Source organism: Agreia bicolorata, from assembly GCF_000938265.1.
GTDB classification, from domain to species: domain Bacteria; phylum Actinomycetota; class Actinomycetes; order Actinomycetales; family Microbacteriaceae; genus Agreia; species Agreia bicolorata.
Genome location: NZ_JYFC01000002.1, coordinates 522,102 through 537,516 on the forward strand (window position 1 = coordinate 522,102; position 15,415 = coordinate 537,516).

The 15,415-nt window shown below is 67.2% G+C and carries 9 protein-coding genes; 4 read left to right on the forward strand and 5 right to left on the reverse strand.

Annotation, left to right across the window (positions count from 1 at the left end; genetic code table 11):
• Nucleotides 1-15 precede the first annotated feature (15 nt).
• The gene (locus tag TZ00_RS05940) at nt 16-1,443 is read left to right on the forward strand and encodes a carboxypeptidase-like regulatory domain-containing protein (protein WP_044439954.1); all 1,428 of its coding nucleotides are present in this window, start codon (nt 16-18) and stop codon (nt 1,441-1,443) included.
• Between the two features lie 19 nt (nt 1,444-1,462).
• Nucleotides 1,463-2,362 carry a hypothetical protein gene (locus TZ00_RS05945; RefSeq protein WP_338010786.1) on the forward strand — a complete coding sequence of 300 codons (900 nt, stop codon included), beginning with the start codon at nt 1,463-1,465 and terminating at the stop codon, nt 2,360-2,362.
• Nucleotides 2,363-2,372: 10 nt separating this feature from the next.
• Here TZ00_RS05945 and ybaK read toward each other — a convergent pair whose 3' ends face one another.
• From ybaK to TZ00_RS05965, 4 genes are read right to left on the reverse strand one after another with little or no spacing between them, the layout of a single operon-like run.
• A complete protein-coding gene (ybaK, locus tag TZ00_RS05950; protein WP_044439957.1) occupies nt 2,373-2,870 on the reverse strand; it encodes a Cys-tRNA(Pro) deacylase in 498 nt (165 codons plus the stop codon).
• 5 nt (nt 2,871-2,875) lie between these two features.
• Complete coding sequence (locus TZ00_RS05955) at nt 2,876-3,574, reverse strand: alpha/beta hydrolase (RefSeq protein ID WP_238579594.1); 699 nt, start codon at nt 3,572-3,574, stop codon at nt 2,876-2,878.
• A gap of 39 nt (nt 3,575-3,613) precedes the next feature.
• Nucleotides 3,614-3,892, reverse strand: a complete 279-nt coding sequence (locus TZ00_RS05960; RefSeq protein ID WP_044439959.1) for a metal-sensitive transcriptional regulator — start codon at nt 3,890-3,892, stop codon at nt 3,614-3,616.
• Between the two features lie 52 nt (nt 3,893-3,944).
• Nucleotides 3,945-4,730 carry a DNA-formamidopyrimidine glycosylase family protein gene (locus TZ00_RS05965; RefSeq protein WP_044439961.1) on the reverse strand — a complete coding sequence of 262 codons (786 nt, stop codon included), beginning with the start codon at nt 4,728-4,730 and terminating at the stop codon, nt 3,945-3,947.
• 213 nt (nt 4,731-4,943) lie between these two features.
• Here TZ00_RS05965 and TZ00_RS05970 point away from each other — a divergent pair, with 213 nt between their 5' ends.
• Entirely contained in the window at nt 4,944-9,872 is a 4,929-nt protein-coding gene (locus TZ00_RS05970; protein WP_044439963.1) for a DUF5979 domain-containing protein, read from the forward strand.
• 64 nt (nt 9,873-9,936) lie between these two features.
• Here the strand turns inward: TZ00_RS05970 and TZ00_RS05975 are convergent, their stop codons facing one another.
• Nucleotides 9,937-14,649: an ATP-dependent helicase gene (locus tag TZ00_RS05975; RefSeq protein ID WP_044439965.1), complete on the reverse strand. Its 4,713-nt coding sequence runs from the start codon at nt 14,647-14,649 to the stop codon at nt 9,937-9,939.
• Nucleotides 14,650-14,726: 77 nt separating this feature from the next.
• Between TZ00_RS05975 and TZ00_RS05980 the strand changes: the two genes are divergently transcribed.
• Nucleotides 14,727-15,323 (forward strand): NUDIX hydrolase family protein, encoded by a 597-nt coding sequence (locus TZ00_RS05980; RefSeq protein WP_044439967.1) that lies wholly within the window; start codon nt 14,727-14,729, stop codon nt 15,321-15,323.
• Nucleotides 15,324-15,415 lie beyond the last annotated feature (92 nt).

Sequence of the window (15,415 nt, forward strand, 5' to 3'; positions counted from 1 at the left end):
CCCGGGGGATCCACCGTGAAGAGAACACTGTCCGCCGTCGCGGCGCTGAGCCTGGCCGTTCTGGGGATAGCCGTCGCCCCGAGCGCCGCCTGGGCAGCGACCACCACGGTCTCAGGCACCGTCACCGACGCTGCTCTCAACCCGATCGTCGGGGCAAAGGTGCGCTACCTGACCGCGAACTCGGAGTACGACTTCTATACCGACTCCGCCGGCCACTACGGCGGATCCATCTCGCCGGAGAGCTATGTCGTCAAGTTTCAGGCCGCGGGCTTCGCCGCCGAGTACTTCGATGACTCCGTGACGCTGGCCGGTGCGACCCCGCGCGTGCTGGCGCAAGGCAGCGACACGGTGTCTGATGCGGTGCTCGGAGCCGAGTCGACTCTGTCGGGCACGATCACGGCGTACACCGGTGACCCGGTGCAGGCCGGAGTGCAGCTCTTCTCCGAGAACGACGGCTGGGAGTCCGTGGGTTACGTGCAGTCGTCGTCTGTCGACGGCGGCTACGACTTCGGCGGCCTCGCAGCGGGCAACTACAAGATCTCGGTCGTGAGTCCCGACTCCGACAACCTCGTCGACGAGTGGTATTCCGACAGGCTTACCGAGGTAGAGGCGACGATCATCGCCGTTCCTCCCGTCGGCTCCGCAACGGCCGATGTGCAACTGGCCGAGGGGGCAAGCATCGGCGGAACCGTGAAGAACACCATCGGGTCACCCGTCGACATGCAGCTTTTCGCGAGCAATACCATCCAACCCGATGCTGTGCGGGCCATCACCTCGGGTGGTGTCTATTCGTTCTCCGGGCTCGCCCCCGCCAACTACACGATCAGCACGTATGAACACGACCTCGGGGGATTCTTCGCCGCGCAGACGCTGCCGCCCGTGGCGGCCGTCGTCGGCAGTCCGGCCACGGCAGACATCGTCGTCACGCCTGCGCTCCCCGCTGAGTCCGAGATAACCGATGAGATCGTGCCTCATTCCGGACCGCTTGTTGTCGCGCCGGGTGGAACGTACACGTGGACGGTGCCTTCCGACGAAGACAGCGACGTGTACGCCATTCTCTATTCGACCCCCGTGTACATCGGGGCAGCGCCGGCTGCGGTCAACGGCGTCGCCACCCTGACCCTCACCATCCCGTCGGACACGGCGCCGGGCGCGCACAAGCTCAGTATTTCGAGCTACTCAGACAGCCACGAGGGCACACAGATCGAGCGCGGATACTTCGCGCTCACGGTGCTGGCCGCGACGGGTCCCACCGTCGATCCCGGAACGGATCCCGCGACGGCAGTCGGTGCCGGAGGCGATCCTTCTGAGGGAACGGCTCCGCACGGGGCGGCGGCATCGCTCGCGAACACCGGCCTGCCGGCAGCCCCGATTCTCGCTGTGGCGCCGATGCTGCTTGTCGCCGGTGTCCTCCTACGCACAGTGCACCGCCGCCGCGCCTGAGTAGGCCAGAATTGGGCGGGTGACTTCATCTCGCCGCCTCGGACTGCTTCTCGACGTCGACGGACCTATCGCCAGCCCGGTGACCAGATCCATCAACATCCCGTCGATCGGTCGTGATCTCGCGGCGTTGGCGAACGCGGGCGTTCCGGTGATCTTCAACACCGGGCGATCGGATGCGTTCATCGCCGACGAGGTCGTGGAGCCTCTGCTGGCCGCGGGACTCGAGGCGCACGCGCGTGTCTTCGCCATCTGCGAGAAGGGCGCGACCTGGTTCGCGATCACTTCGGAGGGCGCCGGCGAGTTGTCGATCGACACATCGCTCGCGCCGCCACCCGGATTCGGCGACGATGTGCGTGCCCTCGTGACGGAGCACTACGCCGACCTCGTCTTCTATGACGAGACCAAACGTGCCACGGTCACCTTCGAGCAGCGCCTCGACGTATCGAAGCACGCTTTCCTGGCGCGCCAGCTCGAGATCGACGAAGCCGCGATCGCGCTCCTGAACGAACGCGGTTTCGGGGCGCGACGAGGCTCGGCCGACTATCCCGACGCATCCGGTGCCGTGCAGTATCGGGCCGACCCGTCGATCATCTCGACCGACTTCGAGTCGATCAGAGTGGGCAAGGATTTCGGGGCCGAGCGCGCGCTGATGCTGTTGGAGGGTGCTGACCCGATGCCCACCGAGTGGCGCACGATGGGCGACTCCCGCGGCGACTACGCCATGGCCGCGTGGTTGCACGAGCGCGGCGAGACCGTGGCGCACGTCGACGTGCGCCCGGAGGACGGCATTCCCGAGACCGACTACCCGGTTCTCACGGCGGGCGACCTCATCCACGACGACGCGGGAGCGGCGTTCCTCGCCCGCTGGGTCGAGATGCTCGGTGACGACAGCCTCAGCGACGTCGATCTAGCCGGATAGCTTGCGATCGTCACAGGCGTCGGATGCGTGCGGCCGTTCCCCGAGTCACGGCCAGCAGATCTGCGGGTGCGAGCTCGATGTCGAAGCCGCGCCGCCCGCCTGACACGAGGATCGTGTCGAACTCCAGCGCCGAGTCGTCGAGCACGGTCGGCAGGGCCGTTTTCTGCCCGAACGGGCTGATACCGCCGACCACATAGCCGCTCTTGCGCTCGGCGAGGGCGAGATCGGCCATGGCTGCCTTCTTTCCGCCGAGGGCCGAGGCCAGCGCTTTGAGGTCGAGCATGCCGCTCACGGGCACGATGCCGATTCCTAGCCCCGCATCGGTGTCGACCATCAGGGTCTTGAACACTCTCTCGGCTTCGATTCCGAGCGCCGTTGCAGCCTCGATGCCGAAGTCGGTGACCGCGGGATCGTGTGTGTACGCGTGCGGAACGAACTCAACACCGGCTCTGCTCAGCGCCGTGGTGGCAGCGGTCGTGGGGCCGGACGCAGACGATTTCTTGGACATCGTGCCTAGACCTCGGCCGCGACCAGCAGCGTCTGGTCGAGGAACTCGCGCACGGCGGTGATCTCGTCGCCCACGATGCCGTGCCCGGCGCCCGGATACAGGCGGGCATCGACCTCGGCATGTGTCTCGAGCCAGGTGGCCGTGCGTGCCACGGCCGACGGAGGAATGACGGGGTCGCGCTCGTCACGCCCCCAGAACACCCTGGGTCGCAGCGTCTCGAGCGCGGTGTCGGCGGGGGCATCGCCGGAGATGACAAAGCCCGACAGATTCACCGAGGAGGCGAAGCGTTCCGGCGCGTGGCGCACCAGCTGCAGGGCCATGGCGCCGCCCTGCGAGAATCCGAGGATGGACACGGCGGCGGGCGCCCCATAGGCGGTCTCGAGTCCGTCGAGCCAGGCGAGCACTCCGCGGGCCGCGGCATCCACCCCTGCGGGTTCGGGATTGCCCGGCTCGCCGATCTGGAACCAGGCGAAGCCGTTCTGAATCGGGGCCGGCGCGATGAGCGGCGCTCGCAGACTCGCGCAGACGATTGTGCCGGGCAGATACGGCGCGAGCGAGATGAGATCGGCCTCGTGCGAGCCGTAGCCGTGCATGATCACCAGCAGGGGCGAGCCGGGCAGCCGCGTCGCCAGCTCGTCGCGGGGGATCGACCACATAATGGCCGAATCGTCGATCTGCGGCTGGGTCGAAGAGAAATCGGTCACGCCGACGACGTTACCGGATGCCCGTTCGGGCACCGCGGGTCAGGAGCGGTTGCGGCTGAGCTCGTAGATCTTGACGAGCTCGTCGATCGCGCCGTCGCGGGTCTCGCCGCCGGCCTCGAACATGTCGGTCACATGGGTCTTCAGATGGTTCTCGACCATCAGCTTGTTGAGTGATCCCAGCGACTTCTGAATGGCGAGCGACTGCGTGATGATGTCGAGGCAGTACTCCTCGCTCTCGATCATCTTCTCGAGGCCTCGCAGCTGGCCTTCGAGAATTCGAGTGCGGTGCAGGGCACGCTTCTTGATGTCGTCGATCACCCCGCCAGAATACTCGCCTTGACCGAGTACCTCCCCGGGGTACTTTGCCGAGTTACGTCTGGCAGCGCGGGCACCAGTACACGTCGCGCAGCGTCAACTCGTCGGCGCCCAGCTTGCCGGCCCGGATGCGCGTGCCGCAGCGACGGCACGGCTGATTCTCGCGGCGATAGACCCAGCTCTGTCGACCCGCGCGCAGGTCTCCCGTCGTAGACCTCTCGGTGCGGTCGCGGTTCACCAGAATCGCGCGGTGGGCGAGGGCGATGAGCGGCGGCAGGTCGACCGACGAGACCGGCCTCGTGGGAAGAACACCTCTGAGGAAGCAGAGCTCGTTTGCATAGACATTGCCGAGGCCGGCCAGGTTGCGCTGGTCGAGGAGCGCGACGTGAATCTCCTTGTCGGGGGACGCCGTCATGAGGGTGGCCGCCCGGGCTTCGGATGCCGAGCTCCAGTCGGGCGCGAGAACATCCGGCCCCAGGTGACCGACGACGGAGGCCTCGTCGTCGCGGGCGACGACGTCTATGGTTCCGAGATCGAACCCTACGGCGACCCAGTTCTCGGTGGTGAGGATGAGCCGAGCTGTGGAGGCGGGACGCTTCCATCGTGAACCGGGTCGATAGAGATGCCAGGAGCCCTCCATCTTCAAATGGCTGTGGATGCTCACCTCGCCGACCCGGGTGAGCAGGTGCTTTCCGACGCTGATGACGCCGTCGATCGAGCTGCCGGAGAGGTCGATCTCTGCGTACCGGGGAACCCGGAAATCGGAGACCAGGAGAGTCTGGCCGGTCAGGGCCGCGTCGAGGTGCCGAGCCGTGCGATAAACGGTGTCTCCCTCGGGCATGGTTCCAGCCTACGTGGGCCCGCAGTGACCGGTTGCGGGGGAAAACATCTCGGGACGGGGTGAATTCGCGGGTGAAATCGGCCCGGTTCGATGCTTGTGACCGATTTTCGGAGCAAAAGTCGGCATATTCTCAGCTTTTCAGTGAGAAAACCTCGCGTCTTCTCATCCGGGCGGTGCCGCCCTCAAATCAGACTCCCCACGGAAAGAACTGTCTTGCACTTCAGCGTCCAGAAAAACCCTCGAACCCGGGCACACAAGCGCGGAGCGGCGGCGATCGCCCTCTCCGTCGTCACAGCCCTCGTCGCCGGCGGAATGCTCGCAGGAGCGAGTACCCCCGCCTTCGCTGCCGACGGCAGCGTGTCTGGTCGTGTCTACCGCGACTTCAACTCAAATGGATCGTTCGACTCCGGCAACGGTCCCACGACCGGTATCGCGAACGACAAGGGTCTCGCCGGCGTCGTCGCAACGGCGACGGACGGCCACGGCAAGGTCTGGTCGGCGACCACCCAGGCAGACGGAACCTATTCGATTCCCGTGGTCGATGCATCCGGAACCGCGGTTCGCGTCGCGTTCACCGACGTGCCCGACGAGTACAAGCCGGCCAGTCACGGAGCGGACAACGGCACCAGTGTGCAGTTCGTCTCTGTCGGCGACAGCGGAGTCGACTACGGGGTGAACGCTCCCGATGACTTTTCACAGGGCAACCCCCCGATCGTCACGGCGATCCAGTACGCGGGGCTCAGCTCCTCGCCCGGCCTGTCTGACACACCGGCCATCGTGGCACAGCCCTGGGGCACGAGCTTCACGAGCAACCAGGCGCAGGGCACCGACAGCTATCCCGACCGAGTGGTTCTTGCCACGGTGCCGCAGGTGGGAAGCACATGGGGCTCCTCGTTCCAGGCGAGCACGGGCAGCCTCTTCGCTGCCGCCACCTACAAGCGTCACGCGGGCCTCGGCCCGCTGGGCCTCGGTGGCATCTACCGTGTCACCGGTGCGGTCGAGGCCGATGGCGACCTGGCCCCGTCCGGCTCCTCAGCCGTTCAAGAGTGGCTCGATGTCAGATCGCTCGGAATCGATGTGGGCTCCGTTGCAGCCGACGCGACGCCCACAGCTCAGGGAGGCCGCGGATTGGGCGGGCCAAGCACCCCCACGATCGACGCGGATGCGTTCGTGCAGGCGGGAAAGGTGGGCATCGGCGGTATCGCCGTGAGCACCGATCAGAAGTCGCTGTACTTCGTGAACCTCTTCGACAAGAAGATCTATCAGCTCGACATCAGCGATCCTGCTGTGCAGCCCACCGTCAAGAACGTCATCGACCTCGGCCTCGGCGACGGAGAACGACCTTGGGCTCTGACCGTGCACCGCAACCAGCTCTTCGCCGGCTACGTCGACAGCGGTGAGCAACTGCCCACCGGGTCATCGGCGACGTCCCTGCAGTACCACGTGCTGAGCGCCCCCGAGTCCGCGCTCAACGCCGACTCCACTCCGGCGGCCTGGACCAGTGTGCTCGACGGGTCGCTCGGCTACAAGAAGGGCGACCCGCTGACGGGCGCGAACGTGTCGGCGGATGATCAGAAGGCTCTTCTGCGCTGGAACGCCTGGGTCGACGAATGGTCGGGATCGTGGGGATCGGTCGGTCGGTCGGCGTGGGGCTCTCCCGTGCAGGCATACCCGCAGCCCATGCTCACCGATCTCGACTTCGACACCGACGGATACTTGAACCTCTCGCTGGCAGACCGCACGAGCATCCAGGGCGGAAACCGCAACTACGGCACCGACGACACGACCTACTACCAGACCGTCTCCAGCGGTGACCTCCTGGTCGCCGCCCCGACGGCAACGGGCTACGCGCTCGAGAACAACGGCACGGTCGGCGACCGGCCCGCCTCCGCCACCGCGGGCAACAACGAAGGCCCCGGCGGCGGCGAGTACTACAACGATCGCCAGGCGCTCGGCACGGGCGGCATCCACCACGAGATCGGGTTGGGCGGTCTCGCCACCCTCGCAGGAGTCGACTCGATCGTCGCCACCACCTATGACCCGCTGAACGATGTTCGCGTCACCGGACTCAACTGGTTCCAGCCCTCGACGGGCAATGTGCTTCGCGGATACCAGCAGATCGCTGACGCGGGCGGCGGCTTCACCCCGGGAGCCTCGGGCACGTTCCAGAAGGGCGGCGGGCTCGCAGTTGTGCAGGCTCTTGCCCAGCTCGCCCCCGTGGAGATCGGAAACCGGGTCTGGTTCGACGCCGACCAGGACGGCATCCAGGATGCCGACGAGCCCGCTCTCGACGGCGTGACCGTCGATCTCGTGAATGCAGACGGCAAGGTCATCGGAACCACCACTACGGCCAATGGCGGGGAGTACTACTTCTCCACCACCGATCCGGCGCTCGAGGCAGAAGGCTTCGTTCCCGGCAGCGGAAGTTACACGGTGCGATTCACCAAGCCCGCAACCGGCAACGCCTTCACTGACGACTCGCGCTTCGGCACTGTGAGCTGGAGCGACGTCAGATTCACGACACCCGACCAGGGTGATGACGACACCGTCGACTCCGACGCGATTCCCACCCCCGGAGACGACTCGTCTGCCTCGATCTCGATCCCGACTATCGGAGCGCCGGGCGAGAACAACCACACCTTCGACGCAGGACTTCTTGCCGACGGCACACTCGCCGTGGTCAAGAAGATCTCGGAAGACGGAGGTGTCGCCCCTGCGGGAGCCACCTACACGGTCGATCTGGCCGCCACGGACTTCCGTGGCGACGCACTCGACGTGGGTGCCAACGCGAGCATCGTCGTCGACCCGACTGATCCGGTCGGCAAGACGGTCACCCTCCCGGTCGGCTCGTCGGCCACGATCACCGAGGGGGCGGATGCCACGGTCAAGAGCTATTCGGTGAGTCCGAAGGATGCCGTCAAGGTGACCGGAACGCGCACTGCGCCGACCATCATCACCGTCACGAACACCCTGTTCGCGGATGGCTTCTTCGAGGTCACCAAGTCGGTGACCGGCGCCGCCGCAGGGTCGGTCTCACCTCAGCAGCAGTTCACCGTCAGCTACACCTACCCCGGTCTGGCCGAGCCCAAGACGCTCATCGTCACGCCGGGCGGCAAGGCCACATCGGATGCCATTCCGTACGGCACCGAGGTGACGATCAGCGAGGCGATTCCCACGGGCGCGCCGGCGGACGTTCTCTGGGGAACGCCGATCTGGACGGTCGACGACGGTGCTTCGACTCCGGGCGCCTCGACCACTCTGACCATTGGCGACGGATCGACGATCGCCGTCGGCCTGGAGAACCCGACCACGCAGTTGGTCAACGGATTCTCGGTGACCAAGCTGGTCACGGGCGACGCTGCGGAGTCCGTGCCCGATGACTTCGCCTACACGGTGAACTACACCACACCCGGTCAGGCGGCCAAGCAGCTGACTCTGACCAAGGCCGATTCGGTCAAGACTGTGACGGGCCTTCCGCTCGGCACCGTGGTGACGCTCTCTGAGGATGCGCCTGGTGACGCGGCTCCCGACGTGAAGTGGGGAACCCCCGTGTTCTCCGGTGTCGGAGTCACGCCGAACCTCGATGGCACCGCGAGCTTCACCATCGGCGACGAGCCCGTGCAGGTCGTGCTCACGAACCCCACGGAACTCGTTCTCGGATCGTTCTCGATCACGAAGCAGGTCACCGGCCCCGCAGCGGACACGCTGACCCCCGGCTTCACCTTCACCGGCACCTATCTGCCCGCGGGCGCAGCCGAGCCGAAGCCGTTCTCGCTGACGAACGGCTCGACCTTCACGAGCCCGGACCTGCCTGCAGGAACCGTCGTGACGCTCACGGAGGACGCCCCGCAGGGTGGCTTGCCTGAGCTATCGGGCTGGGCGAAGCCGATCTTCCTGGTCGACGGCCAGCCGATCGGCACTGACGGACCTGTCACGATCACGATCGGCCAGAATTCCACGCTGGCCGTGACTCTGGAAAACCCCACGACGGTGACCCCGAAGGTCTCCATCGTCAAGGGTGATGTCGTCGCTGGTGTCTTCCACAACGCCGACACCATGATCGACGGTGAGTTCTACGAGCCCGGTGAGACTCGCCAGATCAGCATCACGGCGACGAACACGGGAACCGACAGGCTGCGCGAGGTCGTGCTTCACGACGACACGCTCTCGGGTGCCGCCATCCAGTCCCTCGTCTGGACGTTCCCCGACGGCAGCACAGCCACGGCCAGCGTCGTCGACGGAGAACTCACGGCCCGTTGGGACGCCACCTTCGCCCCCGGTACGACCGAGTGGATGCCTGGCGCGACCATCACGGGAACGGCGACTCTCACGGTCGCCAACTCCGATGCAGCCGCTCACGTCGATCGTGTGACGGTAGACGCCAAGGGTTCCGCCACCGGAACTCCGGTGACCGACCATAACGACTACAACGCCTACACCGCGGCGATCCAGGTGATCAAGTACGACGGATCTCTCGCCGACCCTGCGGTCAAGGACACGGCCGGAAACTGGATCGTGCCCACCAAGCCGCTCGCCTCTGCTGCGCAGGACGCGAACGACGCCGACCACGCTGTGGTCTACGAGGCGGGCAAGGCCAAGCACGTGCGCTGGGTCGTGACCAACACCGGCAACACGTGGCTCACGGAGATCAGCCTCGCCGATGCGACTCTGTCGGGGCCGAAGGTCACGAACTGGACGAGCGACCTCAGCGCGTTCGGCGGACCGAGCTCGTACAGCTTCGAGAAAGACGGAACCTGGCACGGCATGCTGCCCCCCGGAGCATCGTTCTTCTCGGACGGCACTCTGACCCTCGGTGTCGCCGACTCGCATGCCGACGACGTGACCGTGGTCGGAACGCCGATCGTTCCCGAGGTCGACGAGAACGGCGTGCCCACGGGCAAGCCTCAGCTCGACGAGAACGACAAGCCGGTGCTGTCGCGGAACCCCGACGGAACGCCGCGCACGCTGACCGATCACGACCCGTTCCACGCGGTCACCCCTGCGGCGGCTTCGGCTGCAGCGCTTCCGAACACGGGGCTCGACCTCGGGGCGGGCGTGCGAGTGGGTCTGCTCGCCCTCCTGACGGCGGTCGCAGGTCTTGGAGCCCTGCTGCTCGTGAGGCGGCGCCGAGTCCAGGAGTAGCCGGCTCTCGTAGCTGACAGACGAGGGGCCCAGGGAACGACACGTTCCCTGGGCCCCTCGCGGCCTAGGAGGCGCGAAGCCGGAGACCTTGCGGAGTCGCACCGAATCCAGCGGACTCGAGGGCGCGCCCGATCTCGGTGCCCACGGCGTAGTGCCCATTGACCTTCTCGACGGTGAGTTTGGCGACGCGGCCGCTGATCACGGTCGACGCGAGGCTCGCACTAGCGCTCGCTAGTTCGTCGTCGTTCTCGGCGAACGAGAGCAGGGTCTTGCCCCCTCGTTCGACGTAGAGCACGAGTCGCCCGTCGACGAGCACCACGAGGGCGCCGGCCTTGCGGCCGGGGCGGTGACCGGTGCCTGAAGGCCAGGGCAGTGCCGCGCCATAGGGGTTGGCCGGGTCTGTCGCCGCCAGCGTTACAGCCCTGCCAGTCACATCCTTCTCGTCGCCCCTCGTGTCGTTCTTGCCTTGGCGCATCTCGGCCATCGCCTCGGCCGTGAAGGAGCGCAGACGATCGATCGTGCCGCCGGTGGCGAATTGGGATGCGCCGAGCGTCTCGACGAAATAGCCGCGCCGGGCACGTCCCGTTTCTTCGAAGCCTGAGAGCAGGCGATACGCAAGCGCGAAGCCGCCCACGATGCGTTCTGCCACGACGGCGCCCTTGGTGACGACACCGTAGCGCTCGAGCAGCATGTCGCCGAGCGCGTGCCCTCGAATCGTCGCATCCGTTTCGGGGGCGGGCAGCAGCGACCAACGGCCGCCGGCAGTGGGTGGGCCGACGCGGGTGGCCATGGTGGGACGCGCGTATGCGCGCCCTCGATAGAGCTTGGATCGGGGTGCGCTGCGTTTCGTGCTGTGGGCCGACCTGCCCCCGCCGGTGAGAGAACGAAGTGGAGCGAGCGTGTCGTTCGTGACGCGCCCCGCCCAGACCAGATCCCACAGTGCTGTCACCAATTCGGCATCATCGACGGCCGATCCCAGCGCGGTGCCGACCGTGTCTGAGAGGGTGCGGAAGAAGAACGCGCCTCCGCCATCCAGAGCGCCGAGCACGGCGTGCTGCAGGGCTGTGGGTTCGAGCGGCTCGGCGAGGGGAATCGTGAGCGGCGCCGTCTCGGCGAGGTGCAGTGCGACCCAGCCGTCGTTGCCGGGCAGCGATCCAGCGCCCGACCAGATGACCTCGCCCGTGGCCGTGAGCTCGTCGAGCATGGCAGGGCTGTACTGCCGCACGCGACTGGGCAGAATCAGGCTCTCCCACGCGGAGGCGGGAATCGGCACTCCGGCCAGCTGGTCGATGACGGCGGCCACGCCGTCGATTCCGCGCAGGGTGCCACCGACGTGCTGCCACGACGGCAGGAAGCGGGCGAGGGTCGTGGTGTCGACGGGTTCGACCTCGTGCCTGAGGGCCGCGAGGGAACGTCGCCTCAGTCGACGCAGCACCTCGACGTCGCTCCACTCGGTTCGCGCAGCATTCGGGGTGTCTGCGCCCAGCGGCCTGAACTCGCCCTCGAGCACGCGCCGGGCGCTCTCGAGCCGGCGCAGCGCATCCAGAACGACGGCGGAGCCCAGGCCGTATCGGACCGCCGCCTCGCTGACCGTGAACGGCGCATGTGTGCGGGCGTAGCGTGCCACGAGGTCGGCGACGGGATCGGGCACGGGTTCGATGAACGCGTCGGGGACGCCGTAGGGAATGGGGGTGCCGAGCGCGTCGCGGAGCCGGCCCGCGTCTTCGATGGCGGCCCAGCGCTCGTCGCCGGCAATGGTCACAACGAGTGCGCGACGTGCGTCGACGAGGTCGGCGAGCAGGGCGGATGCATGGGGTGCGGCTTCGTCGTCGAGCCTCGCCGTGACCTCGGCGAGAGACAGCGGGCCGAGCACTCGGATGAGATCGGCGACGCCTTCGATGTCGTGTGCTTTGCGGTCGGGGGCGAGTCTCTGCAGCTCGAGCTCGGTCTGCGCGATGACACCGGGATCGAGAAGCTCGCGCAGTTCGGCGCGGCCCAGCAGCTCTGACAGAAGGGTCGGGTCGAGCGACAGGGCGGCGGCGCGACGTTCTGCGAGGGGGCTGTCGCCCTCGTAGACGAACGAGGCGACGTAGCCGAAGAGAAGCGACTTCGCGAACGGCGACGGCTGCTGCGTCTCGGCCTCGACCACTCGGATGCGCCGCGCCTCGAGATCGCGGGCGAGACCGATGAGGGCGGGCAGGTCGTAGACGTCTTGCAGGCACTCGCGGATCGTCTCGAGAATGATGGGAAAGCTCGGGAACTTTCGGGCGACGTCGAGCAGCTGGGCGCTGCGCTGGCGCTGCTGCCAGAGCGGCGAGCGCTTGCCCGGGTTCTGCCTCGGCAGCAGCAGTGCTCGTGCTGCGTTCTCGCGGAAGCGCGAGGCGAACAGGGCCGAGCCTCCCACCTCTTGCGTGACGATCTGCTCGAGCTCGTCGGCCTCGAAGAGAAACAGTTCGGCGCCGGGCGGCTCGCTCTCGGTGTCGGGCAGCCGCAAAATGATGCCGTCGTCGTTGGCGACGGACGCACCGTCGATGCCGAAGCGCTCGCGCAGGCGCGCTCCGATAGCCAGGGACCACGGGGAGTGCACCTGCATACCGAAGGGGGAGTGCAGGATGACGCGCCAGTCGCCCAGCTCGTCGCGGAAGCGCTCGATGACGAGGGTCTTGTCGCTGGGCACATGCCCCGTGGCCTCGCGCTGTTCGGCCACAAAGGTGACGAGGTTGTTCGCGGCGCGCTCGTCGAGCCCCGCGCTGGTCGTCATGCGCGCGGACTCCTCGGCATCCGCCCCTGCCAGCTTGCGAGTGAATTCGCCGATGGCCCGGCCGAGCTCTGCGGGCCGCCCCTGGCCGTCGCCGCGCCAGAAGGGCAGACGCCCGGGCTCTCCGAAGGCCGGGGTGACGAGCACGCGGTCGTGCGTGATCTCTTGAATGCGCCAACTTGTGGCGCCCAGCGCGAAGACGTCGCCGACGCGCGATTCGTAGACCATCTCTTCGTCGAGCTCGCCCACACGGTTGCCGCCCTTGGCTGTGGATGCTGTGCCCGAGGCCTGTTCGGATGCGGCGCCCCCGACCATAAAGACCCCGAAGAGCCCACGGTCGGGGATGGTTCCGCCGCTCGTGACCGCGAGTCGCTGAGCGCCCGGGCGGCCCGTCAGTGTGCCCTCATCGCGATCCCACACCAGGCGGGGGCGCAGCTCGGCGAACTCGTCTGATGGATATCGGCCGGCGAGCAGATCGAGCGTGGCCTCGTAGGCCGAGCGGGGGAGGCCGGCGAACGGGGCGCTGCGGCGCACCGTATCGAACCACTCCTCGACGTCGATCGGCTCGAGAGCGCAGGCCGCGACGGTCTGCTGGGCGAGGATGTCGAGGGGGTTCGTGGGCACCGAGAGCGACTCGATGAGCCCTTCTGCCATGCGCAGCGAGGCGACGGCGGAGTGCAGCAGGTCGGCACGGTGCTTGGGGTACAGGATGCCGCGCGACACCTCGCCGACTTGGTGCCCGGCGCGGCCCACGCGCTGCAGCCCGCTGGCGACGCTGGGAGGGGACTCGACCTGCACGACGAGGTCGACGGCGCCCATGTCGATGCCGAGCTCGAGGCTCGAGGTGGCGACGACGCAGCGCAACCGGCCCGTCTTGAGGTCGTCTTCGATGACCGCCCGCTGCTCTTTGGAGACGGAGCCGTGGTGGGCGCGGGCGAGGATCGGCTCGTCGGCGCCGTCTCCCGCGCGGGCGCTGACGCTGGCGGGAAGGCCCTTCGTCTGACCTGCCTGCCCCATCATCTGCGCGGGTGGACGCGATCCCGTTCCCTGAGCCTGAGTGGCGTTCACGCCTTCGAGTCGTTCGAGATAGATCTCGTTGAGCCGGGCTGTGAGCCGCTCGGCCAGTCGGCGGGAGTTTGCGAACACGATCGACGAGCGGTGGGCGAGGATGCGGTCGACGATGCTCTCTTCGACATGTGGCCAGATCGAACCCTGGCCGCCTCCGGCCCCGTCGTCCTCCCGCAAGGCCCCGGCCGCCGAGCCCTCTCGTTCGCCAGCCGAGGGGAGGGCGGTCATGTCGTCGACCGGAACAACTACCCGCAGGTCGAACTTCTTGGTGGAGACTGGTGCCACGATGGTGACGGGTCGGCCGCCGGCGAGAAAGCGCGCCACTTCTTCGCGAGGCCTCACTGTGGCCGAAAGCCCGATGCGTTGCGCGGGCTTCTCTAGGAGCCCATCGAGTCGCTCGAGCGAGACCGCGAGGTGGGCGCCGCGCTTGGTAGCGGCGACCGCGTGCACCTCGTCGATGATGACGGTCTCAACGGTCGAGAGCGACTCGCGAGCCGCCGACGTGAGCATAAGAAAGAGCGACTCAGGCGTCGTGATGAGAATATCGGGAGGGTTCTTCGACTGGCTGCGACGGTCGGCCTGCGTCGTATCGCCGCTTCGAACCCCCACCTGGATGTTCGGGGGCTCGGTGCCGAGACGCTTCGCTGTCTGTGTGATTCCGACGAGCGGGGAACGCAGATTGCGTTCGACGTCGACGGCCAACGCCTTAAGGGGTGAGATATAGAGAACGCGAACGCCCGCCTTCGCCGGCGGAGGCTCAGAGGTGAGTCGGTCGATCGACCATAAGAAGGCGGACAGGGTCTTGCCTGAGCCGGTCGGGGCCACAACAAGGGCGTTCGCGCCTGACGAGACGGCCTGCCACGCTCCGAGTTGCGCGGGCGTGGGCGCGCTGAACGCCCCGCGGAACCACTGTTGCGTCGCGGGGGAGAATCTGTCGAGCACATCGCCCATAGGCTCCATCCTCACGCATACCGCCGACAGCGTGTCCTGCGGCGTCCATGGCTGGCCACGTGGGGTAAGAATGGACTATGAGCGTGAGAACTCCAGACCCCGATCCCGAGTGGACCCCCGAGGGCAGCAACATACCGCCCACGCCGTCACAGAGTTCCAATCCAGGCTGGCTCAGCGATGTCGAGCTCGCCGAGATCAGAAGGCGTCTGCCGCTGCTCTACGTCGAGGCGGTTCCGGTTCGCGTCGATGGCCTGGGCCAGGTGACAGAGGTGGGCATGCTGCTTCGCGCGACTCCCACGGGGTCGATCACACGCACGCTGGTTTCCGGCCGCGTTATGTATGGCGAAACGGTTCGGGATGCCCTCTTCCGCCACCTCGAGAAAGACCTCGGGCCCATGGCTTTTCCTCAGCTGCCCGCCAGCCCGATCCCGTTCTCCGTGGCCGAGTACTTTCCGCTTCCGGGCGTCACCCAGTTCTACGACGAACGCCAGCACGCGGTCTCGCTTGCCTACGTCGTGCCGGTCACCGGAACCTGCGAGCCTCGCCAGGATGCGCTCGAGGTCACGTGGATGTCTCCTCAGGAGGCGGCATCCGACGAGCTGTCCGCCGAATTCGAAGGCGGTCGCGGCTCGCTGCTGAGGGCCGCGCTGGCCTCCGTCGGACGACTGATCTAGATCTCAACGCAGAACGGGCGGAGATTCCGCGTCACCGATACGCAGAGAGCGTCGGTGCGCAGGAATCTCCGCCCGTTCAGGCGAAGCGCGGG